The 21,668-nt window shown below is 69.8% G+C and carries 21 protein-coding genes; 7 read left to right on the top strand and 14 right to left on the bottom strand.

Going from position 1 to position 21,668, the window contains the following annotated elements; genetic code table 11:
- The first annotated feature begins 474 nt into the window (after positions 1-474).
- The 4 genes from NFU04_RS15510 to NFU04_RS15495 all read left to right on the top strand — a co-directional run bounded on the left by NFU04_RS15510 (position 475) and on the right by NFU04_RS15495 (position 4,817).
- On the top strand, positions 475-1,689 hold the full coding sequence (locus NFU04_RS15510; protein WP_251310324.1) for a multidrug effflux MFS transporter: 1,215 nt from the start codon (positions 475-477) through the stop codon (positions 1,687-1,689).
- A 200-nt stretch (positions 1,690-1,889) separates the two neighbouring features.
- Positions 1,890-3,017, top strand: coding sequence for an ABC transporter substrate-binding protein (locus NFU04_RS15505; protein WP_251310323.1), 1,128 nt, complete (start codon positions 1,890-1,892; stop codon positions 3,015-3,017).
- On the top strand, positions 3,007-4,074 hold the full coding sequence (locus NFU04_RS15500; RefSeq protein WP_251310322.1) for a FecCD family ABC transporter permease: 1,068 nt from the start codon (positions 3,007-3,009) through the stop codon (positions 4,072-4,074). Before NFU04_RS15505 ends, NFU04_RS15500 begins: the two co-directional genes overlap by 11 nt.
- Positions 4,068-4,817 (top strand): ABC transporter ATP-binding protein, encoded by a 750-nt coding sequence (locus NFU04_RS15495; protein ID WP_146803052.1) that lies wholly within the window; start codon positions 4,068-4,070, stop codon positions 4,815-4,817. Before NFU04_RS15500 ends, NFU04_RS15495 begins: the two co-directional genes overlap by 7 nt.
- On the opposite strand, the gene NFU04_RS15490 is transcribed toward NFU04_RS15495, so the two are convergent.
- The 4 genes from NFU04_RS15490 to NFU04_RS15475 all read right to left on the bottom strand — a co-directional run bounded on the left by NFU04_RS15490 (position 4,795) and on the right by NFU04_RS15475 (position 11,381).
- Positions 4,795-5,694: a DMT family transporter gene (locus NFU04_RS15490; protein WP_251310321.1), complete on the bottom strand. Its 900-nt coding sequence runs from the start codon at positions 5,692-5,694 to the stop codon at positions 4,795-4,797. The genes NFU04_RS15495 and NFU04_RS15490 overlap by 23 nt on opposite strands.
- A 244-nt stretch (positions 5,695-5,938) precedes the next feature.
- Entirely contained in the window at positions 5,939-6,397 is a 459-nt protein-coding gene (locus NFU04_RS15485; protein ID WP_251310320.1) for a hypothetical protein, read from the bottom strand.
- Entirely contained in the window at positions 6,394-7,707 is a 1,314-nt protein-coding gene (locus NFU04_RS15480; RefSeq protein WP_251310319.1) for an AAA family ATPase, read from the bottom strand. The genes NFU04_RS15485 and NFU04_RS15480 overlap by 4 nt, the downstream gene beginning before the upstream one ends.
- Before the next feature lie 188 nt (positions 7,708-7,895).
- The gene (locus NFU04_RS15475; protein WP_251310318.1) at positions 7,896-11,381 is read right to left on the bottom strand and encodes an indolepyruvate ferredoxin oxidoreductase family protein; all 3,486 of its coding nucleotides are present in this window, start codon (positions 11,379-11,381) and stop codon (positions 7,896-7,898) included.
- Between the two features lie 188 nt (positions 11,382-11,569).
- Here NFU04_RS15475 and NFU04_RS15470 point away from each other — a divergent pair, with 188 nt between their 5' ends.
- Together NFU04_RS15470 and NFU04_RS15465 are read left to right on the top strand one after the other, a co-directional pair.
- Positions 11,570-12,043: an Lrp/AsnC family transcriptional regulator gene (locus NFU04_RS15470; RefSeq protein ID WP_251310317.1), complete on the top strand. Its 474-nt coding sequence runs from the start codon at positions 11,570-11,572 to the stop codon at positions 12,041-12,043.
- A gap of 13 nt (positions 12,044-12,056) precedes the next feature.
- Positions 12,057-13,277 carry an MFS transporter gene (locus NFU04_RS15465; RefSeq protein ID WP_251310316.1) on the top strand — a complete coding sequence of 407 codons (1,221 nt, stop codon included), beginning with the start codon at positions 12,057-12,059 and terminating at the stop codon, positions 13,275-13,277.
- A 23-nt stretch (positions 13,278-13,300) separates the two neighbouring features.
- Here the strand turns inward: NFU04_RS15465 and NFU04_RS15460 are convergent, their stop codons facing one another.
- The 3 genes from NFU04_RS15460 to NFU04_RS15450 form a co-directional block, all read right to left on the bottom strand.
- The gene (locus tag NFU04_RS15460) at positions 13,301-13,744 is read right to left on the bottom strand and encodes a hypothetical protein (RefSeq protein ID WP_251310315.1); all 444 of its coding nucleotides are present in this window, start codon (positions 13,742-13,744) and stop codon (positions 13,301-13,303) included.
- Positions 13,745-13,826: 82 nt separating this feature from the next.
- Positions 13,827-14,030, bottom strand: a complete 204-nt coding sequence (locus NFU04_RS15455) for a DUF2783 domain-containing protein (protein ID WP_251310314.1) — start codon at positions 14,028-14,030, stop codon at positions 13,827-13,829.
- Positions 14,027-15,691, bottom strand: coding sequence for an FAD-dependent monooxygenase (locus tag NFU04_RS15450; protein WP_251310313.1), 1,665 nt, complete (start codon positions 15,689-15,691; stop codon positions 14,027-14,029). Before NFU04_RS15450 ends, NFU04_RS15455 begins: the two co-directional genes overlap by 4 nt.
- Before the next feature lie 177 nt (positions 15,692-15,868).
- Between NFU04_RS15450 and NFU04_RS15445 the strand changes: the two genes are divergently transcribed.
- Entirely contained in the window at positions 15,869-16,633 is a 765-nt protein-coding gene (locus NFU04_RS15445; protein ID WP_251310312.1) for a helix-turn-helix transcriptional regulator, read from the top strand.
- Positions 16,634-16,730: 97 nt separating this feature from the next.
- Here NFU04_RS15445 and NFU04_RS15440 read toward each other — a convergent pair whose 3' ends face one another.
- The 7 genes from NFU04_RS15440 to NFU04_RS15410 form a co-directional block, all read right to left on the bottom strand.
- Entirely contained in the window at positions 16,731-17,168 is a 438-nt protein-coding gene (locus NFU04_RS15440; protein ID WP_251310311.1) for a hypothetical protein, read from the bottom strand.
- A gap of 100 nt (positions 17,169-17,268) precedes the next feature.
- The gene (locus NFU04_RS15435) at positions 17,269-18,546 is read right to left on the bottom strand and encodes a dihydroorotase (protein WP_251310310.1); all 1,278 of its coding nucleotides are present in this window, start codon (positions 18,544-18,546) and stop codon (positions 17,269-17,271) included.
- A 73-nt stretch (positions 18,547-18,619) separates the two neighbouring features.
- The gene (locus tag NFU04_RS15430) at positions 18,620-19,639 is read right to left on the bottom strand and encodes an aspartate carbamoyltransferase catalytic subunit (RefSeq protein ID WP_251310309.1); all 1,020 of its coding nucleotides are present in this window, start codon (positions 19,637-19,639) and stop codon (positions 18,620-18,622) included.
- 16 nt (positions 19,640-19,655) lie between these two features.
- Entirely contained in the window at positions 19,656-20,165 is a 510-nt protein-coding gene (gene pyrR, locus NFU04_RS15425) for a bifunctional pyr operon transcriptional regulator/uracil phosphoribosyltransferase PyrR (RefSeq protein ID WP_251310308.1), read from the bottom strand.
- Positions 20,166-20,176: 11 nt separating this feature from the next.
- A complete protein-coding gene (ruvX, locus tag NFU04_RS15420) occupies positions 20,177-20,635 on the bottom strand; it encodes a Holliday junction resolvase RuvX (RefSeq protein WP_146803033.1) in 459 nt (152 codons plus the stop codon).
- Positions 20,635-21,192, bottom strand: coding sequence for a YqgE/AlgH family protein (locus NFU04_RS15415; protein WP_251310307.1), 558 nt, complete (start codon positions 21,190-21,192; stop codon positions 20,635-20,637). The genes ruvX and NFU04_RS15415 overlap by 1 nt, the downstream gene beginning before the upstream one ends.
- A 14-nt stretch (positions 21,193-21,206) precedes the next feature.
- Positions 21,207-21,668, bottom strand: a 462-nt coding sequence (locus NFU04_RS15410) for a cell envelope integrity protein TolA (RefSeq protein ID WP_251310306.1), incomplete at its 5' end; no start/stop codon positions are given.

The following is a 21,668-nucleotide window of genomic DNA, read 5'->3' as shown; positions in this document are numbered from 1 at the left end:
ATGGGGAGTGAGACGGGCATTCTTATGGGTGTTCATCCGGGCCTCCTGGAGGTTGGTTTGGTTCGCACCCCCAGTTTTCCGGGTCGGCTCCGGATGAACAACCTACCGAGAGATCACAGCTAGGTCGGCGCGTAGGCCGGATAAACGCGCGCAGGTCGGATAAACGAGCGTAGGTCGGATAAACGAGCCAAAGCGAGAGCATCCGACGTTTCGAGAGCATCCGACACCTCGAGAGCATCCGACATATCGCGAGAGCATCCGACGCCGCGACAGTGCTCGTCGGGTGCGCTCGCTGAAGCTCACTTACCCGACCTACGCCGCTCCTAACACCCCAGGGAGTCACCCCGACAGGCCTTGCCTCGCCGGTGTATAATAAGCGGCCTAATAAAGCGGGCGCGGCCCTATCCCCCAGCCGCGTCCGCTTCTCGTCTTACTACCACCGGACGCGCCTCCCGCGCCTCCAAGGAGAACCGGGTGCTACGGCTGACCTCCCCCGCCACCGTGATCCTGCTGGCGGCCCTGACCGCCCTGGGCCCGTTGGCCACCGATATGTACCTGCCGGCCATGCCCGCCATGGCCGAGGCCCTGAATACCGGCCCCGATCAGGTGCAGCTGACCCTGAGCCTCTACATGGCCGGCTTCGCCCTGGCCCAGCTGTTCTGCGGCCCCTTGGCGGACCGCTTCGGGCGCAAGCCGATCATGGTGGGGGGCTTCGCCCTCTTCCTCGCCGCCAGCCTGCTCTGCGCCCTGGCGCCGAGCATCGAGTGGCTGCTGGCCGGACGCTTCCTGCAGGCCCTGGGCGGCGCCGCCGGCCCGGTGCTGGGACGCGCCGCGGTGCGCGATATCTACGGCCCCCTGGAGGCCGGACGCATCCTCTCCCACCTGGCCAGTATCATGGCCCTGGCCCCGGCCCTGGCGCCGGTGGTGGGCGCCGGCCTGCTGCTGGCCTTCGGCTGGGAGGCGATCTTCCTGGTGCTGGCCCTCTATGCGGCGGTCGCCCTGGCGCTGCTGATCTTCGCCCTGCCGGAACCCCTGCCCCGGGAGCTGCGCCAGCCCATCGGCCCGGCCGCCATGCTCGGCAACTTCCGCCTGCTGCTCGGCCAGCGCGCCTTCGTCGGCTATACCCTGACCAATGCCGCCGCCTTCTCGGGGCTCTTCGCCTACCTCTCCGGCTCCGCCTTCGTGCTGATCGAGTTTATCGGCGTCCACCCCACCACCTACGGCATCCTCTTCGCGCTGATCGTCGCCGGCTTCTTCGGCGGCACGGTGATCAGCGGCCGCTATAGCCGCCGCCTGGGTCGCGACCGGCTGATCCTGCGCGGCGCCCTGCTCTGCACCCTGGGCGGCACGACCATGGCCCTGCTGGCCCTGGCCGGCATCTACCAGGCCTGGGCGGTGGTGGGGCCGCATATCGTCTTCATGATGGGGGTAGGCATCCTGATGCCCCAGACCATGGCCGGGGCCCTGGCCCCCAACCCTCAGTGCGCCGGCTCCGCCTCCTCGTTGTTCGGCTTCCTGCAGATGGGCATCGCCGCCCTGGTGGGGGGCCTGGTGGGTCAGCTCCACGACGACAGCTCACGCACCCTGGCGCTGACCATCGGCCTGACCGGCATCACCGCCCTCGCGGTCTACTGGGGCCTGGTGCGCCCCGCCGCCCGGCGAGAAGCCCGCCAGGCGCTCTCGGAATAGCCGCCAGCGCCTCTCCCCTCCCGCCCCCAGGCGACGTGGCGGCTCGACGCCGCCACCCGGCTATTGCATAATCGCCCGGCCCACAAATGATAACCAGGCGCAAAGAAGGGTGAGTGACGACACGCCCTGCGGGTGAGTCGTGTTATCGCGCCAGACCTCAGCGGTCCCAGTCCCACGAGAGGCGAGGAAGCCCCCCCATCATGCATAAAACCCTGCTACAGGCGGCCTGTGCCGTGAGCCTCACGCTACTCGGCGTGGCCACCCAGGCCGACGAGATCACCGTTACCGATATCGCCGGCCGCGAGGTCACCCTCGAGGCCCCCGTGGAGCGCATGATCCTGGGCGAGGGCCGCCAGATCTATCTGCTCGGCGCCCTGCAACCCGAGGATCCCTTCGCCGGCGTAGTGGGCTGGCGGGAGGATTTCTCCCAGGCCGATCCGGACAACTACGCCGTCTACGCCGAGCGCTTCCCCGAGCTGGAGGAGATCCCCACCTTCGGCGGGTTCAAGGACGGCACCTTCGACGTGGAGCAGGCCGCCGCCCTGGCCCCCGATGTGGTACTGATGAACCTGGAGGCCAGGACGGCCACCGAGGACGCCGGCTACGACGACAAGCTCGCCGAGCTGGGCATCCCCATCGTCTATGTGGACTTCCGCGAAGACCCGCTCGCCCACACCCTGCCGTCCATGCGCCTGATGGGCCAGCTGCTGGGTGAAGAAGCGGACGCCGAGGCCTTTATCGCCTACTCCGAGGCCCAGATGGCCCGGGTCACCGAGGTTATCGCCGCGGCCGACCCGGAGCGCCCCCGGGTCTTTATCGACCGTGCCGGCGGCTACTCCGAGGATTGCTGCATGAGCTTCGGCCCCGGCAACTTCGGCGAGTACGTGGCGTTGGCCGGCGGCAGCAACATCGCCGATGGCATCATCCCCAATACCTTCGGCTCGCTGAACCCGGAGCAGATCCTCGCCGCCGACCCCGAGCAGGTGGTGGTCACCGGCGGCAACTGGGACGCCTACGTCCCCGGCGGCGACTGGGTCGGCGTGGGCCCCGGGGCCGACCTGGAGCGTGCCCAGGCCAAGCTCGAGGCACTCACCGAGCGCACCGCCATGACCGGCATCACGGCCGTGGAGCAAGACAATTTCCACGCCATCTGGCATCAGTTCTACAACAGCCCCTACTACTTCGTGGCCGTGCAGCGCCTCGCCAAGTGGTTCCACCCGGACCTGTTCGCCGACCTCGACCCCGAGGCCACCCTGGAGGAGCTGCACGAGCGCTTCCTGCCGGTGGACTATGCCCCCGGCTACTGGGTATCGCTGCATGACCACTGAGACGAGCGCCGCCGAGGCCCCCCAGGGCCGCGATTTCTATCGCGTCCTGGTGTTCCGGCGCCAACTGATCCTCGCCGCCCTGGGGCTGGCGCTGCTGCTCAGCCTGTGCGTCGACCTCGCCCTGGGGCCGGCCCGCTTCGGCCTGGGCGAGGTGATTAGCGGCCTGCTCACCCCCGACGCCGTCAGCCAGCAGGTGCGGGTAATCCTCTGGGAGATCCGCATGCCGGTGGCGCTGATGGCCCTGGTGGTGGGGGCCAGCCTGTCGGTGGCCGGCGCCCAGATGCAGACCATCCTCAGCAATCCCCTGGCCAGCCCCTTCACCCTGGGCATCTCCGCCGGGGCGAGTTTCGGCGCGGCCCTGGCGCTGGCCTTCGGCGTGGCGATCATCCCGGCGGCCATCGAGTACGTGGTGCCGATCAACGCCTTCGTCATGGCCATGCTCACCGCCTTCCTGATCCACACCCTGAGCATGAGGCGCGGGGTCACCATCGAGACCATCGTGCTGCTGGGCATCGCCATGGTGTTCATCTTCAATTCGCTGATGGCGCTGATCCAGTTCTTCGCCAGCCAGCAGGCGGTGGCCGCGGTGGTGTTCTGGACCATGGGCAGCCTGACCAAGGCGACCTGGCCCAAGCTGTGGATCGCCGCGGGCGTCCTCGCCGCGGTGCTGCCGCTGCTGGCCCGCCATGGCTGGGCGCTGACCGCCATGCGCCTGGGCGATGCCAAGGCCGAGAGCCTGGGCGTGAAACCACGCGCCCTGCGCCTGGAGGTCCTGGTGCTGGTGTCGCTGCTGGCGGCCATCGCCGTGGCCTTCGTCGGCACCATCGGCTTTATCGGCCTGGTCGGGCCGCATATCGCCCGGCTGCTGCTGGGCGAGGATCAGCGCTTCTTCCTGCCCGGCGCGGCGCTGTGCGGCGCTCTGATCCTCTCCATCGGCTCGGTGCTGTCGAAGGTCATCCTGCCCGGCACCATCATCCCCATCGGCATCATCACCTCCCTGGTGGGTATCCCCTTCTTCCTGTTCCTTATCCTCAACCGCAAGAAGGCCTCATGGTAACCCTGCGACTCGACCGCCTCTCGGCCGGCTACGGCCGCCGCCAGATCCTGGCGGAGATCACCACCCCAAGCTTCGAGGGCGGCCAGGTGGTGGCCCTGCTCGGTCCCAATGCCGCCGGCAAGTCCACCCTCTTCCGGCGCATCCTCGGCCTGCTCAAGGGCCAGGGCGAGGTGGTGATCGACGGCACCCGCGCCGAGCGCCCGGTGGCCTATATGCCCCAGGACACCGGCGCCAAGGCGGTGCTGACGGTCTACGAGTCGGTGCTGCTGGCGCGCATGCAGGGGCGCGCCTTGAAGGTCGCGGCCGAGGACCTGGCACGGGTCGACCAGGCCCTGGCGGAGCTGGGCATCGCCGCGCTCGGCGAGCGCGATATCGGCGACCTCAGCGGCGGCCAGCGCCAACTGGTCAGCGCCGCCCAGGCCCTGGTCCAGGAGCCCGAGATCCTGATGCTCGACGAGCCCACCTCGGCGCTGGACCTCAATCGCCAGATCGGCCTGCTGACGGTGCTGCGGCGACTGGCCCGGGAGCGCAACATGCTGATCCTGGTGGCCCTCCACGACCTGGGCCATGCCCTGCGCTTCACCGACCAGGCGATGGTGCTCGAGAGCGGCCGGCTGATCGCCTGCGGCCCCACCGACCAGGTGATCACCCCCGAGCTGCTGCGGCGGGTCTATCGGGTCGAGTCGCGCATCGAGTCCTGCTCCAAGGGCTGGCCCCAGCTTATCGTCGAAGAGGCCATCTGAGCCGGCGCCCCTCCAGCGCCGCCAGCCCCGCCCCGGCCAGCACCAGGGGCAGGGCCAGCAGGAAGCCGGTGGAAGGCGTCAGCCCGAAGATCGCCAGGTCGGCCAGCACCGGCCAGATCAGCGCCAGGTACTCGAAGGGCGCCAACCGCGAGGCCTCCGCATAACGCAGCGCCAGGGTCATGCAGATATGCGCCGCGCCGCCGAACAGCCCCGAGAGCACCAGCAGCCCCAGCTGCGGCCCAGTGAGGGCGGCCCATCCCAGGGGCCAGGTGGCCAGCCCGGCCAGCGCCGAGACGAGGATAAAGTAGAAGGCGATGGCCCCCGGCGTCTCGGTGCGCGAGATGCGCCGCACCGTCAGCAGGGCCCCCGCCGAGAGCAGGGCCGCGAGCGCCCCCAGCGCATAGCCCAGCGCCGAGGCCTCGCCGGCCCCGAGGGCGGGCAGCGCCAGCACGGCGACGCCGCTCAGCGCCAGCAGCAGGGCCCCGGCGCGGTGCGCCGTGAGCCGCTCGCCCAGCAGCAGGACGCCGCCCAGCGCCATCAGCACCGGGGTCAGCTGAGCCAGCAGCGTCGCCTCGGCCACCGGCAGCAGCGCCAGCGCCGCGAAGGAGGCGAACATCGCCGCCGCGCCGAGTCCCGAGCGCAGCAGGTGGCCTCCCGGCCGCCGGGTGGCCAGGCCGGCGGGGAACTCCCGCCGCCAGGCCAGGAACACCACGATGGGCAGCAGCGCGAAGGCCGAGCGGAAGAATACCGTCTGCCCCAGCGGGGCCACCGTACTGGCCGCCTTCACGCACACCATCATCGCCGTGAACAGCACCCCCGACAGCAACCGGAGAGTAATGCCGGCCAGGGGCCGCTCGTCGTCCGTCACGCCTTTCATCCCGCCTCGCCTATCGTCCGCCAAAAAGACCGGGCATTCTCCCCCGATCGCCCGACGAACGCCATCGCCCGACCGGCATCACCGCCCTCGCGGTCTACTGGCGCCTGGTGCGCCCCACCGCCCGGCGGGAGGCCCGCCAGGCGCCCTCGGAGTGACACAGAACAGCCATGCCAAGTAATGCGTGGCTAATGCGTAGACGCCTTGAGTCACGCATTGAATGCCATTTAATGCACGGATCTGCGCATTAAGTGGCCGGACGATCGAAGCCGGCGAGGTGCCGATCCAGTGACCAGATAGTGACGCGGCGCTGCGGGTTCTGATCGCAGAGTCGCTGCCAGTCGTGGATGATGGATAGGTCCCCCAGGCCGCTTCCTCTGCCGGCATGGTCGGGGAATTCCGCCAGCCAGGCCTGCAGCTGCTCGGCCTTCAGGAAGCTGATCGGCTTGAAGGGGCTCTGGCCTTTCAATGCCGCCCCGACCTGCTGCACGAGGCGCTGGGCACAGGCGCGTCGTTGGCGGCCGTCGCCGTGCTGGCCGATATGGTTACCGGTCTCCAGGATCGTCGCCATGGGTAGAAACAACGATTCTTCCCGGGTGAGTCGCGCTTCCAGCTCAGCCATGATGTCAGCGTGGTGACTGTCCATCCCGGGGACCCTGAGGATCTCCACGAATACCGAGGTATCGACGAGACAGATGGCGCTCATCCCTGAGACTCCGTGTCCTGCTTGAGCTGCTCCAGCCAGGCCAGGGCCGCATCGCGGCGCTGCTCCGGCGAGGTATCGTCCTTGAGGAAGCGCTCCAGCACCTTGCGGGTCATCAGTTGGCCCAGCGGCCCCTGGGCCACTAGCTCGCTGTAGCGCTCCATATCGCCCAGCCGCACCAGGCGGCTGTCGCCCTGGTGAGTATCGCGGTAGCAGCACAGCACATCGGCCAGGGACGCATCGGGCAGGGCATCCAGCAGGGCAGGATTGTGGGAGGTCATCAGTACCCGCAGTGATCTTTCGCTTGCCACATCGCGGATCTGCCTGACCAGCACATCGGCGCGGCTGGGGTGCACGCCATTGTCGACCTCCTCGATGACCAGCAGCGCACCTTCAGGCGCAGAAAGCAGTGCCGCGCCCACGGCCAGTACCCGCAGGGTGCCATCGGAGAGCAGTGGGGCATCCACGAAGCGCTGCTGCTCGCCGAAGGTCTCTTCCAGGCTGACCATGACGTCCTGGCGGGGCGTCTCGATAAACCGGATATCGGTAATGTCCTGCTCCGGCAGCGAGCGGATAAAGTCGAGCAGTGCCTGTTTGCTCTCCGGACTCTGGCAGAGCTGATAGAGCACCGCGGAGAGGTTGCTACCGTCCTCCTTGAGGTGCTTGTCGCCGGCATACTCATAGTCACGCATTTGTGCCGGACGCGGGTCGAGGAAGACGATAGTGCGCAGCGTCTCGCGCAGGGCGCGGGTCACGGCGGGGATAAGTTCCTGGGCCTCGGTATGGGATTGCTGGAAGCGACCGGGGGTCTCCAACTGGTAGAACACCGCCTGGCGGTTGGAGCAGGGGATGTGGGGCTTCTTCGGCCCTTTCCGGAAGTTGTTATAGGCAACGCTGATCTCGTCGCTGTGTTCGTTGGGTTCGCTGTCCACCCGGTAGAGCGGCACCCTCTGATCGGGATGAGTGATCTGCTCGCCCCCTACCACCAACTGGTCGCTGAGCTGATTGATGCTGATGGAGAAGTCGCCCCAGCCCTCGGGAGCCTCGGCCAGGTGTGCCTCCAGCATGAACGGCTCGCCATCCTCTCGGAACAGGTCGCGGGCCTGGCCGCGCACCACGGTATCGCCGCCCTGGATATCGCGCTCGATATCGTCCAGGCGCTTGCCCTTGGCCAGCCAGTTAAGCAACCGAATACCCTCCAGGGCATTACTCTTGCCCGAAGCGTTGGGGCCGATCAGGAAGGTCAGCGGTGCCAGATCCAGCGTAGCCTGCCGGTAACTCTTGAAATTGGTCAGCCGAATGGAAGTCAGCATGGTCGCACCCCTCGATGGATAGAGGCCCTGCGGTGACGCCATTACCCCACCGATATCGGGACTATTCCGATCGATTGTAGCGATTTTCTCGGAGGATTCCGAAGCCCTGGCCGGCCCGGAGACTGATAGCAAAACGCCGCCCTGCTTAGCAGGGCGGCGCTGTTCTGGCGGGACCGATCAGGCTTCGATCAGGCCACTTCGGCGGCGATGGTCATGGGGCGACCGTTGCGCAGCTCCTCCAGCAGCCTGGCCTGGCGGGCCTGGGCCTGCTCGGCGGCGGCCTCGCGCACCGGGCCATAGCCGCGGACCTCTTCCGGCAGCTTGGCCAGCGCCAGGGCGGTGGCGTGGGTGGCGTCATCCAGGCGCGTCACCAGCTCGTCGAGCAGGGCCTCGTATTCCGCCAGCAGGCGGCGATCCAGCTTGCGGTCGGCGCTGAAGCGGAAGGGATCGAGGGGGCCGTTGCGCAGGCCGCGCAGCTTGGCCAGCCCCTTCATGGCGGTGAGCATCCAGGGCCCGAAGCGACGCTTCACCGGGCGCCCCTTGGCATCCTTGCGGCCGCCCAGCAGCGGCGGCGCCAGGTGGAAGGTCAGCGTGTAGTCGCCGCCGAAGGTGGCGTCGAGCTCCTCGAGGAAGTCGCTCTCGGTGTAGAGGCGCGCCACCTCGTACTCGTCCTTGTAGGCCATCAGCCGGTAGAGCTGGGTGGCCACCGCCTGGGTCAGGGCCTCGCCGGCCTCGAGGCGGGCTTCCGCCTCGCGTACCCGGGCCACCGCCTGCACGTAGCGCTCGGCATAGGTGCGGTCCTGGTAGCGCTCCAGCAGGCGGGCGTTGCGGTCGATCACCTCGTCGAGGCCGGCATCGGCGGACAGCGGCGTCTCGTCCAGGCGACGCTGCAGGTAGTCCGGCTCCACCGCCGCCAGTCGGCCCCAGGCGAAGGCGCGCTGGTTCTTGTCGATGGCCACGCCGTTGAGCTCGATGGCCCGCTTGAGCGCCGCCTCGCTGACCGGCAGCAGGCCCTGCTGCCAGGCGAAACCGAGCATCATGACGTTGGAGAAGACGGTGTCCCCCAGCAGTTGCTCGGCCAGGCGGTTGGCGTCCAGGGTGGCGAAGTTGGCCTCGCCCACGGCGTCGCGCAGCAGCGCCAGGCGCTTGTCCGCCTGCATGTCGGCGTCCCGGTAGAGCACATAGTCGGCGGTGGGCAGCTCGGCCAGGTTGGCCACCACCCGGGTGGTATCGGCCTTGAGCACGTCCAGGGCCTTCTTCGAGCTGCCGACGACCATGTCGCAGGCGATCACCGCATCGGCCTGGCCGGACTCGATGCGCACCTGGTTGAGGTCGGCGGGCACGGGCGCCAGGCGCACGTAGCTGAGCACGGTGCCGCCCTTCTGGGCGAAGCCCATGAAGTCGAGCACGCTGGTGCCGCGGCCCTCCAGGTGGGCGGCCATGGTGATCAGCTGACCCACGGTGACCACGCCGGTGCCGCCGACGCCGCCCACCAGCAGGTCATAAGGCGCCTCCAGCGCCGGGGCCTGGGGCGCCGGCAGGGCCTCCACCCTGCGCCAGAAGGCCTCGTCGACCCCCACGCCCTGGCCCTTGCGCAGCTCGCCGCCCTCCACGGTGACGAAGCTGGGGCAGAAGCCGCCCACGCAGGAGAGGTCCTTGTTGCAGGAGGACTGGTCGATCTTGCGCTTGCGCCCCAGCTCCGTTTCGCGAGGCACCACCGACAGGCAGTTGGACTGCACCGAGCAGTCGCCGCAGCCCTCGCAGACATGGTGGTTGATAAAGACCCGCTTGGCCGGGTCGGGCATCAGGCCACGCTTGCGGCGGCGGCGCTTCTCGGCGGCGCACACCTGGTCGTAGACCAGCACGGTGCAGCCGGAAATCTCGCGCAGCTCGCGCTGCAGGGCGTCCATCTCGTCGCGGTGGTGGAAGGTCACCCCCTTGGGGAACTGACCCTCGTGGCCGCGGTACTTCTCGGGCTCGTCGCTGACCACCACGATGCGCTTCACGCCCTCGGCGGCGGCGTGCTGGGCGATCATCGGCACGGTGATCTGGCCGTCCACCGGCTGGCCGCCGGTCATCGCCACGGCGTCGTTGAACAGCACCTTGTAGGTGATATTGACCCCGGCGGCCACCGCCTGGCGGATCGCCATGGAGCCGGAGTGGAACCAGGTGCCCTCGCCCAGGTTCTGGAAGATATGGCCGTTGCCGGTGAAGCGGCTCTTGCCTACCCAATTGACGCCCTCGCCGCCCATCTGGATCAGCGACTCGGTCTGGCGGCCCATCCAGGAGGCCATGAAGTGACAGCCGATGCCGGCCAGGGCCTTGCTGCCCTCCGGCACCTTGGTGGAGCTGTTGTGGGGGCAGCCGGAGCAGAAGTAGGGCAGGCGGCGCACGCCGCCCAGCTCCTGGGCCTCGGCGCGGCAGCGATCCAGCTTGCTCAGGCGTTCGCTCAAGTCAATCGCGAAGAAGCGCTCCAGGCGCTCGGCCACGTAGCCGGCCAGCAGCCGCGGGCTCAGTTCGCCCACATAGGGAATCAGCGGCTTGCCCGCCTCGTCCTGCTTGCCGGTGATCAGCACCTCGCCGGGGCGATCCGGCTCGGACATGTACTCCTTGATCTGGCTCTCGATGATGCCGCGCTTCTCCTCGATGACCAGGATCTCCTGCTTGCCGTGCACGAAATCGAGGATGCCGCGACGCTGCAGGGGCCACACCATGCCGACCTTGTAGAGCTCCACCCCCAGCTCGCGCAGGGCCGCCTCGTCGAGGCCCAGCAGGCGCAGCGCCTCGAGCAGGTCCAGGTGGCCCTTGCCGGTGGTGACGATACCGAAGCGCGCGCCGTCGTTGGTATAGAGGCGCTTGTCGATGGGGTTGGCCCCGGCGAAGGCCTGCACCGCCGCCAGCTTGTGCTCGATGCGGGTCTCCAGCTGGGGCCCGGGCAGGTCCGGCCAGCGGTAGTGGAGGCCGTCTTCCGGCGGGGTGAAGTCGCTCGGGGTGGCGAAGTCGGGCAGCGGCGGCACCTCGATGGAGGCACCGCTCTCCACGGTCTCGGAGACCGCCTTGAAGCCCACCCAGCAGCCGGAGTAGCGGGACAGCGCATAGCCCCAGAGGCCGAACTCCTCGTACTCGGCCAGCGACGCCGGATTGATCACCGGCATAAACCAGGCCATAAAGGCCACGTCGGACTGGTGGGGCATGGAGGAGGAGACGCAGCCGTGGTCGTCGCCGGCCACCACCAGCACGCCGCCGTTGGGGGAGCTGCCGTAGGCGTTGCCGTGCTTCAGGGCGTCGCCGGCGCGATCCACCCCCGGCCCCTTGCCGTACCAGAAGCCGAAGACGCCATCGACCTCCTTGTCCGGGTCGGTCTCCACCTGCTGGCTGCCCAGCATCATGGTGGCGCCCAGGTCCTCGTTGATGGCCGGCACGAAGTCGATATGGTAGCTATCCAGGGCCGCCTTGGCCTGCCACAGGGCCTGGTCGACGCCGCCCAGGGGCGAGCCGCGATAGCCGCTGATCAGGCCCGCGGTGCGGCGGCCGTCGCGACGGTCCAGCTGCGCCTGGCGCAGGGCGATGCGTACCAGGGCCTGGGTGCCGGTGACGAAGATCCGGCCGGTGTCGCGGGAGTAACGGTCGTCGAGCTGGTAGTCGTCGAGGACGACGGGGGAGGTCGTAGTCATGGTCGCCACCTTCACGGGGAATGGGCCTTGGAGTTATGTTGGCCGCAGTCTAGCCAAGGCCCCGCTAAAGGTGCTTGCGAACTTGCCCCCGAAACCGCCATCATTCGAAAGAATATTTCTTCATGAAAGCCCTGGAGAAACAGGCCTCGATTCCTTCGACCTTGGTGTAAACCATTAGGGAGCCCGCCATGGCCTCCGACGCCCCCCTGGACGCCTACGACAAGAAGATCCTGCGCCTGCTTCAGGCCCGGGGTCGCATCACCAACCAGCAGCTGGCGGAGGAGATCGGCCTCTCCTCGGCGGCCTGCTGGCGACGGGTCAAGGCCCTGGAAGAGAACGGCACCCTGCGGCGCTTCACCGCCCTGGTGGACCCGGCCCGGGTCGGCCAGCCCCTCACCGCCCTGGTGATGGTGACTCTGGTGCGTCACCATATCGATAACACCGTCGAGTTCGAGCGCCGGATCCTCGAGTACCCGGAGGTGCTGCAGTGCTTCGCCACCACCGGCAACGCCGACTTCGTGCTGCGGGTGGTGATCGAGGACATGGCCGCCTACGACCGTTTCCTCAACGAGAAGCTCTTTACCCTGGCGGGGATCTCCCAGGTCAGCTCCAACTTCGCCCTGCGCGAGATCAAGAACGAGACCGCCATCCCGATTCGCTGAACGAGGAAAACCCATGCCCGCCCCGGCCGCCTCACGGATGATCCTGCTGTTGGCCCTGGCCGGCTTCGCCAGCATGGCCTCGATGCGCATCACCGACGCCATGCTGCCGGCCCTGGCCGAGACCTTCGCCCGCCCGGTGGCCGACGTGGCCCAGAACATCACCCTCTTCGCCGTGGCCTACGGCCTGATGCAGCTCGCCTATGGCCCCCTGGGGGATCGCCACGGCGCCCTGCGGGTGATCGGCCTGGCCACCCTGGCCTGCGCCCTGGGCTCGCTCGGTGCGGCCCTGGCCGGGTCGCTGCCGATGCTGCTGCTGTTTCGCACCCTGAGCGGCGCCACCGCTGCCGCCATCATCCCCCTCTCCATGGCCTGGGTCGGCGACACCGTGCCCTATGCCGAGCGCCAGGTGGCCCTGGCGCGGATGCTCTCCGGGGCGGTGCTGGGGCTGATCGCCGGCCAGACCCTGGGCGGCCTGCTGGCGGACACCCTGGGCTGGCGCTCCGCCTTCCTGCTGCTGGCCGGGGTCTTCCTGGTCGCGGGTATCCTGCTGATCGCCACCCTGCGGCGGCGTCCGGAACTCTCGCCCCGGGGCGAGGGCGGCGACGGCCTGGCCTTCCTGGCACGGATTCGTGGCGTGTTGGCCGAGACCCGGGCCCGCTGGCTCCTCGCCCTGGTGTTCCTGGAGGGGATCGCCGCCTTCGGCGCCCTGGGCTTCGCCGCCAGCCACCTGCACCGCTGGCAGGGCCTGTCGCTGACCCGGGCCGGGCTGGCGGTGGCGCTGTTCGGGGTCGGCGGGCTGATCTTCGCTGCCCTGGCCAGGCTGCTGGTGCGGCGCCTGGGCGAGGCCGGCCTGGCGCTGGGCGGCGGCACCCTGATGGGGGCCGGCTTCCTCGCCCTGGCCCTGGCGCCCACCCCCATGGGGGTTTCCCTGGGCGCCTTCGTCGCCGGCCTCGGCTTCTACATGATGCACAACACCCTGCAGATCAACGCCACCCAGATGGCGCCCGCCGCCCGGGGTACCGCCATGGCGGTGTTCGCCGGCTGCCTCTTCCTGGGGCAATCGGTGGGGGTCGGGCTGGGCGGGCTGATCCTGCGCCTGGGCGACAGCCGCTGGCTGCTGGCCGGCGCCGGGCTCTGGCTACTCGTCCTGGGGCTGGTGTTCGCTTGGCGGCTGCGAAGTTGGCAGACCCGGGCCGCGGTGGGGGATGCCGAAGACGCGCCGTCGTCGCCCTGAGACTTCGCCGAGGCCGAGAGAGATCAATGCCCCGACTCGCGGCCAGCCGCGGTAAAGGCCTCGGCATTGGGGCAGAAGGCGCGGCACGCCTCGGCGTCGGCATCGCGGCGCAGGGCCTGCCAGCAGGTGCCGATATGCGGACAGGCCCGGCAGGTGACCCGCCATTCGGCGGCCTGAGGAGCCGCGGCCCAGGCCTCGGGGTCGAGGCCGAAGCGCGCCATCATCGCCGGCATCAGGGTCTCGGCGGGGCCCAGCCAGTCCGCCAGCTCGCCGCTGTTCAGTCCTCGGGCCAGGGCCCGCTCCAGGGGCGGGTGCAGCGGCCGGGCGAGGTCGTGAATCAGCGCGCTCAGCCGCTTGGGGGCGCAGTACCTGAGTTCGAGCAGGGCGTGCTCGCCGGCCAGGTAGTCGCTCAGGGCGTCGGCGAGGAGGGTGCCCTGGGAGGCGGTGGTAGATGAGGAGGTGGGCATGGCGACGATCTTCGTATCGCGGGGGTTTCCTTCAGTATCGGCCCCCGACCGCTGCCCTGCCTTGACCCAGGTCAGCGATCGCTCACTTCCCGGCGTCTTCGCTGGCTCGGCGGGCCTCCCGGATGGCCGCCTCCACCTCGCTCAAGTCGGGGATGCGATGGGCCAGGGCCAGCGCCAGCTGGGCCAGGAAAGGGGTCTCCTGGGCCTCGGGCAAGTCATCCAGGGCCTCGGCCAGGCGCTCGTAGACCCGCTCGAGATCATCAAAGGGCAGTGTCGAAGTGGTCATGGTCGGGCGTCTCCCAGGACGGTGTTCAGGGCGTCGTTCAGGTCGGCGGCAGTGGGGCGCTTCCAGCGCGCCACCAGGTGGCGATCCGGGCGCGCCAGGTAGGCGCTGCCCGGCTCGGCGCCGTAGGCGGCGAAGAGAGTACTGTCGCCGGGCAGGGCCCGGCCCAGGGGGGAGTCCTCCACGCCCAGGTGCAGCACCGCGAGTTCCGGATGCTCGCCCAGGGCGGCGGCAAGCGTGGGGCTCGCCTCGCCGAACAGCAGCAGGCTAAAGCCCGTTCCCAGGTGATCGAGCAGGAAGTCGTCATCGCCCAGGCGGCGGTTGATCAGCGGCGCCCCGGGCCGGGGGCCGGCGGCGAAGGCATCCCGGTCGGCCAGGGTCAGGGGGCCCTCGGCGTAGGTGTAGGGGGTCACCTGGCGGGGGTCGGCGAAGGGGCTGGCGTAGTCGTTATCCAGCGCCAGGGCCAGGGCGGCGTCGCGCATCCGCCGGTAACCGCGGCTCGGCGGCGTCATGAAGCGGGTGCTCTTGCCGGCATTGGCGAAGACGTCCAGGGTGGCGCCGCGCCGCTCCGGGGTGTAGCTGTCGAGCAACCGTGCCGGCGCCCGGCCTTGGAGCACCCAGGCCAGCTTCCAGGCGGCGTTGACCGCGTCGGCCAGGCCGTTGTTGAGGCCGCGCACCCCGAAGATCGGCACCAGGTGGGCGCTGTCGCCGATAAATAGCGCCCGCCCATGGCGATAGTCGTCCAGCGCTAGCGTATGGGCCTTGTAGAGGCTCCACCACTCCAGCTCCCAGTCGCCGCGCTCCTGCATCACCTCGCGGATGATCAGCCCTACCCTGTCGCGGATCACCTCTTCCCGAACCGCCGCTTCGGGGTCCTCGTCGGGGCCTAGCTGGTAGTCGATACGCCAGATATCGTCGGGCTGCTTGTGGACCAGGATGGTGGCCTCGGGCAGCGCCGCCGAGTGGAAGAAGGCGCGGCGCTCGGTGGGAAAGTCGGACATAAGGCGCACGTCGGCGATCACGTAGCGCCCCTCGTAGGCCTCGCCGTGCAGCGCCAGGCCGAGGGCCTTGCGCACCACGCTGCGGGCGCCATCGGCGGCCAGCAGGTAGTCGCAGGCCAGCGCATAGTCGCCCTCGGGCGTGCTGACCGTCAGGGTGACGCCGTCGGCATCCTGGCTGACGCCGCTGACTACGCTCTGCCAGCGCAACTCCACCCGCTCGCTCTCGGCGGCCTGGTCGATCAGGAACTGCTCGATATACTGCTGCTGCAGGTTGACCATCGGCAGGAAGCGCTGCTGATCCGAGTGGGGCATCTCGAAGCGGTAAATCTCTCGGTCGCGGAAGTAGGTCCGCCCCCGGGTCCAGCCCAGTCCCTTGGCAACGAAGCGCCGATCGACGCCCAGTTGCTGGAGGATCTCCAGGCTGTGGCGGGAGAGGCAGATGGCCCGGGAGCCATCGTTGACGGTGGCCTTGCCGTCGAGCACCACGCAGTCGATGCCGTGACGGGCCAGCTCCAGGGCGGCGGTCACGCCCACCGGGCCGGCGCCGACGATGGCCACCCGGTGGCGGTGCACCTCGCCGTCCAGCTCGGGGGGACGAACGAAGGGGAAATGCGGATAATCGAAGTAGAGCGAATCGCTCTCGGCGCGTCCGGCGGGTCGCATGGGCGGCTCCATTGTTAGGGTTGTGGAGGCCAGCCTAGCCCGCGACGCCATGTCCGCCTGTCCCGCAAAAGCCGGGACAGGCCATCCCGAGGAGAGCCTGATGACCCGGCCTATCCCACCATCATCGCCTAATCGCAAGCCACAGATACCGGGACAGGCCATTCCGAGGAGCGCCTTATGACTCGGCCCACACCGCCATCCGATCGCTGGCCCGTCCTGCTGGCCGGGGTGGCCGACTGCGTCGAGGCCCTGGGCGGCGCCGACTTCGAGGCGCGCCTGCTGGCCCTGCTGCGGGAAGGGGCGCGCATCGAGCAGTGCATGATCTTCGCCTACGACGCCGCCGAGGGAGTCGACTGCCTGCTCGCCGACAACGCCCGCCAGCCGCGCCTGGCCGACCGCCTGGCGCGCCTCTATACCGGGGGGCTGTTCCGCCACGACCCCAACTACCGGCGCCTGGCGGAGGCCGCCTCGCCGGCACTGGAGCTGGCACCGATGCGCGCCGAAGCAATGCCGGCGAGCTACCGGGGCTCGCTGTTCGCCTTCCCCGACCTGGTGGACAAGGTGGCCCTGACCCTGCGCGAGGCCGAGGGCGCCTATACCCTCAACCTCTACCGGGGCCGGGAGGCGGGTCCCTTCGACGCCGACGACCTGGCCACCCTGGATGCCCTGGCGCCGCTGCTGGCCAGCCTGATCCGCCGCCACTACGGCGCCCCGCGCCCGGCCGAGGCGCGCCTCACCCCTGAAGAGGAGGCGGTGCTGGCGCCCCTCTCGGAGCGCGAGCGCCAGCTCTGCCTGCGCCTGCTGCACGGCCATACCCTCAAGAGCGCCGCCCTGGAGCTCGAGGTGGCCCTCTCCACCGCCGAGACCTACCGCAAGCGGGCCTACGCCAAACTGGGCATCCCCTCGAAAGCCCGCCTGGTTGCCCTATGCCGGCGGCAATAGCCCGATGGGGCGTGTCCAGGCTCAGGGGCCTATGCACTCACTCCAGGCCCCCTCGAAAGCCCACCTGGTTGTCCTAAACCGGCGGCGATAGTCCGGTTCAGCGCCTCTCAGCTGCCTCATCGATGGCGGTAAAGGCCTCGGCATTGGGGCAGAAGCCTCGGCACTCATCAGCCTGGGCGCCGTGACGCAAGGCCTGCCAGCAGTGGCCTACCCGGGGGCAGCGGTTGCAGGTGCGGCGCTGGGCCATGAGTGCCTTGTCCGTGGCCAGCTCGGCGGGCAGGCCTAAGCGGGTCAGCATGGTGGGCATCAGGGTGGCGGCGGGCACGAAGCCGGGCAGGCGCTCGGCATCGAGGGCCCGTGCCACGGCGCGCTCGAAGGGAGCGCTCAGGGGATGGGTCAGGTCATCGATCAGGCGATCCAGGGCGGCAGGGGCGTAAGCCTCGAGCTCGCGCAGGACGCGGTCGCCCTGGAGGTAGTCGCGAAGGCGCTCCGGGCGATCGATGGAGACCGGCGGCTTGGCATAGGGGATGGTCATCGGTGAGGCTCCTCGCCTGGGCATTTTCCTCAGTATCGATACCCATCCCCGGTCGCGCCTTGATCCGGGTCAAGGCGGTTTTATATGAAACCGCCCTGCATCACAGGAAGCCGCTATGGCGAATATCACCCTCCACCAGGGTGAGCAGGGCGCGGCCCTTGAGGGGCCGACCCAGCAGCGGGGTGTTGAGGCCCGCGGAGCGCAGGGACTCGCCGCTCGGCGTCCACTCGGCCTCGGGGTCGAAGACCGCCAGGTCGGCGACCTCGCCGGCGGCCAGGCCGCCGCCACCCTGGCCGAGCACCCGGGCCGGGCCCAGGGAGAGCCGCGCCGCCAGGGTCAGGGGGTCGAGCACGCCCTCGTCCACCAGTGCCTGGCCCAGGGCCCAGACCGTCTCCAGGCTGCTCATGCCGGGCTCGGAGGCGGCGAAGGGGGCCAGCTTGGCGGCCTGCTCGTGGGGCAGGTGGCCGCTGACGATGGCGTCGATGCGGCCATCGGCCACGCCCTGGCGCAGGGCCTGGCGATCCGCCTCGCGGCGCAGCGGCGGCTCCAGGTGGAAGTTGGCGTCGAAGCCGGCCAGGGTGGCGTCGGTCCAGTGCAGTTGGGCCATGGTCACGTCACAGGTCACCGGCAGGCCGCGGGCCTTGGCCTCGGCGACCATCTCCAGGCCCCGGGCGGTGGAGAGATGCGCCACATGGGCGCGCACCCCGGTCTGCTCGATCAGCAGCAGCCACTGGGCCAGGGCGGTGGTCTCGGCGCTCTCGGGGATGCCGGGCAGGCCGAGCCGCGAGGCCAGGGCCCCCTCGTGGGCGCAGCCGCCGGCGGCCAGGGCCGCCTCCTGGGCCTGGAAGTGCACCGGGATATCGTGGGTGGCGGCGTACTCCAGGCAGCGGCGCAGCACCCGGGCATCGGCCAGGGGCCGGCGCAGGTTGGTCAGGGCCACGCAGCCGGCGCCCTGGAGGCCGGCCATATTGGCCAGCAGCCGTCCCTCCAGGCCCTGGGTCAGGGCCCCCAGGGGCACCACCCGCACGCCGTTCACCTCCTGGGCGCGGTCGTGCAGGGTGCGTACCTGGGAGGCGCTGTCGAGCACCGGGCTGGTGTCGGGGCGCACCGCCACCCGGGTGTAGCCGCCGGCCAGGGCGGCGGCGGACTCGCTCTCCAGGCTGCCCTTGTAGCGGGGGCCGGGCTCGCGCAGCTGGGCGCCGATATCCACCAGGCCCGGCAGCAGCCACTTGCCGGCGAGCTCCAGCACCTTCTCGGCGTGGAAGTCGGGGTGCGCGTCCAGGCCGACGATGCGCCCGGCGGCCAGGTGCAGGTCGGTGACGCGGTCGATGCCGCTGGCCGGGTCGATCACCCGGGCGCCCTTGAGTGTCAGCTTCATGCTTGGATCTCCTGCCGCCGCTGCGCCCCGGCCCGTCCATCCATGTCGGCGCCCTGGTGCCATGTCATCACTCTCATACCTGCGTCTCCTGCCGCCGCTGTTCCCGCTCCCGCGTCTGCCCGCTGACCGCCATCGACAGCACCGCCATGCGCACGGCGATGCCGTTGGTGACCTGGTCGAGGATCACCGAGCGGGGGCCGTCGGCCACCGCGGACTCGATCTCCACGCCGCGGTTGATGGGCCCCGGATGCATGACGATGGCCTCCGGATGGGCCCAGGCCAGGCTGTCCCGGGTCAGGCCGTAGTGGCGGTAGAACTCGCTCTCGGAGGGCAGCAGGGCGCCATCCATGCGCTCCTTCTGCAGGCGCAGGGCGATCACCACGTCGGCGCCGGCCAGGCCCTCGCTCAGGCGGGTGAAGACCCGGCAGCCCAGGGCCTCGACGTCCACCGGCAGCAGGGTGCGCGGCGCCACCACCCGCACCTCGGCGGCGCCCAGGGTGTTGAGGGCGAGGATCTGCGACCGCGCCACCCGGGAGTGGAGGATATCGCCGACGATGGCCACCCGCAGGCGGGAAAAATCCCCCTTGTGGCGGCGGATGGTCAGCATGTCGAGCATCGCCTGGGTGGGGTGGGCATGGCGCCCGTCCCCGGCGTTGATGATCGCCACCCGGGGGGTCACCTGGCTGGCGATGAAGTGGGCGGCGCCGGAGTCGGAGTGGCGCACCACGAAGGCGTCCGCCTGCATCGCCTCGAGGTTCTGCAGGGTGTCCAGCAGGGTCTCGCCCTTGGCGGTGGAGGAGGTCTTGATATCCAGGTTGAGCACGTCCGCCGAGAGGCGCTTGGCGGCCAGCTCGAAGGTGGCCCGGGTGCGGGTGGAGTTCTCGAAGAAGAGGTTGGCCACCGTCTTGCCACGCAGCAGCGGCACCTTCTTGACCTGGGCCTCCTGGACGCCGCGGAAGCTGTCGGCGGTGTCGAGGATCTCGGTGAGCAGCGCCTTGGGCAGGCCCTCGATATCGATGAAATGACGCAGCCGGCCATCATCGCCGAGCTGGACCTGGGCCGGGGTGCCCGGGCGGGATGCGGGGTCGATCACGGAGCCTCCTGGAAGATCAGCGTCGCTCGACCAGCGACAGGGTAAGGGGATCGGGGCCCTGGAGCTTGACCCGCTGGCCCGGGGCCAGGCTCAGCTCGGCGCCGCAGGCGTCGGGCTGGATGGGCAGCTCGCGGCCCGGCAGGGAGAGCAGGCTGGCCAGCAGCACGCGGCGCGGCCGGCCGTAGTCGAAGAGCTCGTTGAGGGCGGCGCGGATGGTGCGCCCGGACATGATGACGTCGTCCACCAGCAGGATATCGCGGCCTTCCACCGGGAAGGGCAAGTCGCTGGCGCGGATGCCCTCCGGCAGGCCCTGGTGGTCGAAGTCGTCGCGCCAGAAGCCGATATCCAGGGTGCCCAGGGGCGTGGGCAGGCCCAGGCGCATATGCAGTTGCTCGGCGACCCAGACGCCGCCGGTGTGGATGCCCACCAGGGCCAGTCGGTCGCGGTCCACCGCCAGGCGGTCGAGGCAGAGCTCGAGGCGCGCCTCGAGGCTGTCGAGCAGGGCGGGTATCTCGGGGAGTGTCATCGTGAAGTCCTTTAGGTATGACTGTGGCGGCCGCCGGGCAGGCCCTCGCGGCCGGCGAACCAGCCCTCGAGGATCAGCACCGCGGCCAGGCCGTCGATGCCGTCTTCCCGGTAGTTGCCGCGGTGGCCCTGTTCCCGGGCGATGGCCTTGGCCTCGCGGGTGGAGCCGCGCTCGTCGACCAGCTCGCAGGGCTTGCCGTAGCGACCATAGAGGCGCTTGCCGAACTTGCGGGCGCGGGTGCTCATCTCCGACTCGCTGCCGTCCATGTTGATCGGCAGCCCGACCACGAAGAGGTCGGGACGCCACTCCTCCACCAGCCGCGTCACCTGGGCCCAGTCGGGGATGCCGTCCCGGGCCGGCAGCGGCTCCAGCTCCCGGGCGCTGTGGATCAGCTCGTTGCCCACCGCCACGCCGATGCGCCGGGTGCCGAAGTCGAAGGCCAGGATCAGTCGCTCGCCCGCCGCGGCCATCAGGAGTGCCCCGCCTCGCGGCTCATCAGGGTCAGGTCGACGCCCAGGGCCCCGGCGGCGGCCTGCAGGCGCTGCTCCGGGGGCACCGAGAAGAGGATATCGGCGTTGCCCTCCACGGTGAGCCAGCTGTTCTCCTTGAGCTCGCCCTCCAGTTGACCCGCTTCCCAGCCGGCGCAGCCCAGGCAGACCAGGAACTGGCTGGGGCCACGCCCCTCGGCCAGGGCCTGGAGCATGTCCAGGGAGGTGGTCAGGGCGATGTCCTCGGTGACCTGGATGCTGGAGTCCCAGTCGGCGCTGCTGCCGCGATGCAGGATAAAGCCGCGATCCTTGTGCACCGGGCCGCCGAAGTAGACCGGGGCATCGGCGTGGTGGGGCATGTCACCGCCCAGCTCGAGCTGGTCGAAGAGGGCGTCCAGGGTGATCTCCATGGGGCGGTTGACGATCACCCCCATGGTGCCGTTGTCGTCGTAGTCGCACAGGTAGCTGAGGCTGCCGGCGAAGTTGGGATCCTCGAGCTGCGGCATGGCCAGCAGGAAATGATTCTTCAAGCTTTGCATGGGTCTCCCGGGCGTCAGGGCACGCCGAAGTCGTTACCTTTCCCGAAGCGCCAGACGCGCGTGATGGAGAGGCTATCGAGGCCGGTCATCTCGCCGTCGAAGGGCGGGTAGGGGCCGGCGTCGCGCACCGTGGTCAGGGCGGCCTGGTCGAGCTCGGGGTGTCCCGAGGATTGTACCACCTCTATCCGGCGCAGCTGACCCTCGCGGCCCACCACCACGCGAATCCGCAGCTGTCCCTCCAGGGTCGGCGACAGCGGGTAGTGACGATTGCCGAAGGCCTCCACCTGGCGGGTCCAGGCGGCGATATAGCGCGCCTCGGCGGCCTCCCGGGCGGCCAGCTGGCCGAGCTCGTCCTCGTCCCCGGCGAGGCTCGCCTCGGGGCCGAGGTCCCGGGCCGCCTGCCCTCGCTCGCCACTGGCCGCCTCGCGGGTCGCCGCGAAGCGGCCCGGGGGCAGGGGATCGGCCTGGGCCGGGGC

The sequence above is a fragment of the Halomonas sp. NCCP-2165 genome (assembly GCF_023708045.1).
Classification (GTDB): Bacteria; Pseudomonadota; Gammaproteobacteria; order Pseudomonadales; family Halomonadaceae; genus Bisbaumannia; species Bisbaumannia pacifica.
This window is presented reverse-complemented; position numbering and strand designations above follow the sequence as displayed.

Bases quoted from the DNA above. Each gene is read 5' to 3' on its own strand.
- NFU04_RS15505 (WP_251310323.1), top strand. From the start codon at position 1,890: ATGCATAAAACCCTGCTACAGGCGGCCTGTGCCGTGAGCCTCACGCTA.
- NFU04_RS15500 (WP_251310322.1), top strand. From the start codon at position 3,007: ATGACCACTGAGACGAGCGCCGCCGAGGCCCCCCAGGGCCGCGATTTC.
- NFU04_RS15495 (WP_146803052.1), top strand. From the start codon at position 4,068: ATGGTAACCCTGCGACTCGACCGCCTCTCGGCCGGCTACGGCCGCCGC.
- NFU04_RS15490 (WP_251310321.1), bottom strand. From the start codon at position 5,694: ATGAAAGGCGTGACGGACGACGAGCGGCCCCTGGCCGGCATTACTCTC.
- NFU04_RS15485 (WP_251310320.1), bottom strand. From the start codon at position 6,397: ATGAGCGCCATCTGTCTCGTCGATACCTCGGTATTCGTGGAGATCCTC.
- NFU04_RS15480 (WP_251310319.1), bottom strand. From the start codon at position 7,707: ATGCTGACTTCCATTCGGCTGACCAATTTCAAGAGTTACCGGCAGGCT.
- NFU04_RS15475 (WP_251310318.1), bottom strand. From the start codon at position 11,381: ATGACTACGACCTCCCCCGTCGTCCTCGACGACTACCAGCTCGACGAC.
- NFU04_RS15470 (WP_251310317.1), top strand. From the start codon at position 11,570: ATGGCCTCCGACGCCCCCCTGGACGCCTACGACAAGAAGATCCTGCGC.
- NFU04_RS15465 (WP_251310316.1), top strand. From the start codon at position 12,057: ATGCCCGCCCCGGCCGCCTCACGGATGATCCTGCTGTTGGCCCTGGCC.
- NFU04_RS15460 (WP_251310315.1), bottom strand. From the start codon at position 13,744: ATGCCCACCTCCTCATCTACCACCGCCTCCCAGGGCACCCTCCTCGCC.
- NFU04_RS15455 (WP_251310314.1), bottom strand. From the start codon at position 14,030: ATGACCACTTCGACACTGCCCTTTGATGATCTCGAGCGGGTCTACGAG.
- NFU04_RS15450 (WP_251310313.1), bottom strand. From the start codon at position 15,691: ATGCGACCCGCCGGACGCGCCGAGAGCGATTCGCTCTACTTCGATTAT.
- NFU04_RS15445 (WP_251310312.1), top strand. From the start codon at position 15,869: ATGACTCGGCCCACACCGCCATCCGATCGCTGGCCCGTCCTGCTGGCC.
- NFU04_RS15440 (WP_251310311.1), bottom strand. From the start codon at position 17,168: ATGACCATCCCCTATGCCAAGCCGCCGGTCTCCATCGATCGCCCGGAG.
- NFU04_RS15435 (WP_251310310.1), bottom strand. From the start codon at position 18,546: ATGAAGCTGACACTCAAGGGCGCCCGGGTGATCGACCCGGCCAGCGGC.
- pyrR (WP_251310308.1), bottom strand. From the start codon at position 20,165: ATGACACTCCCCGAGATACCCGCCCTGCTCGACAGCCTCGAGGCGCGC.
- ruvX (WP_146803033.1), bottom strand. From the start codon at position 20,635: ATGGCCGCGGCGGGCGAGCGACTGATCCTGGCCTTCGACTTCGGCACC.
- NFU04_RS15415 (WP_251310307.1), bottom strand. From the start codon at position 21,192: ATGCAAAGCTTGAAGAATCATTTCCTGCTGGCCATGCCGCAGCTCGAG.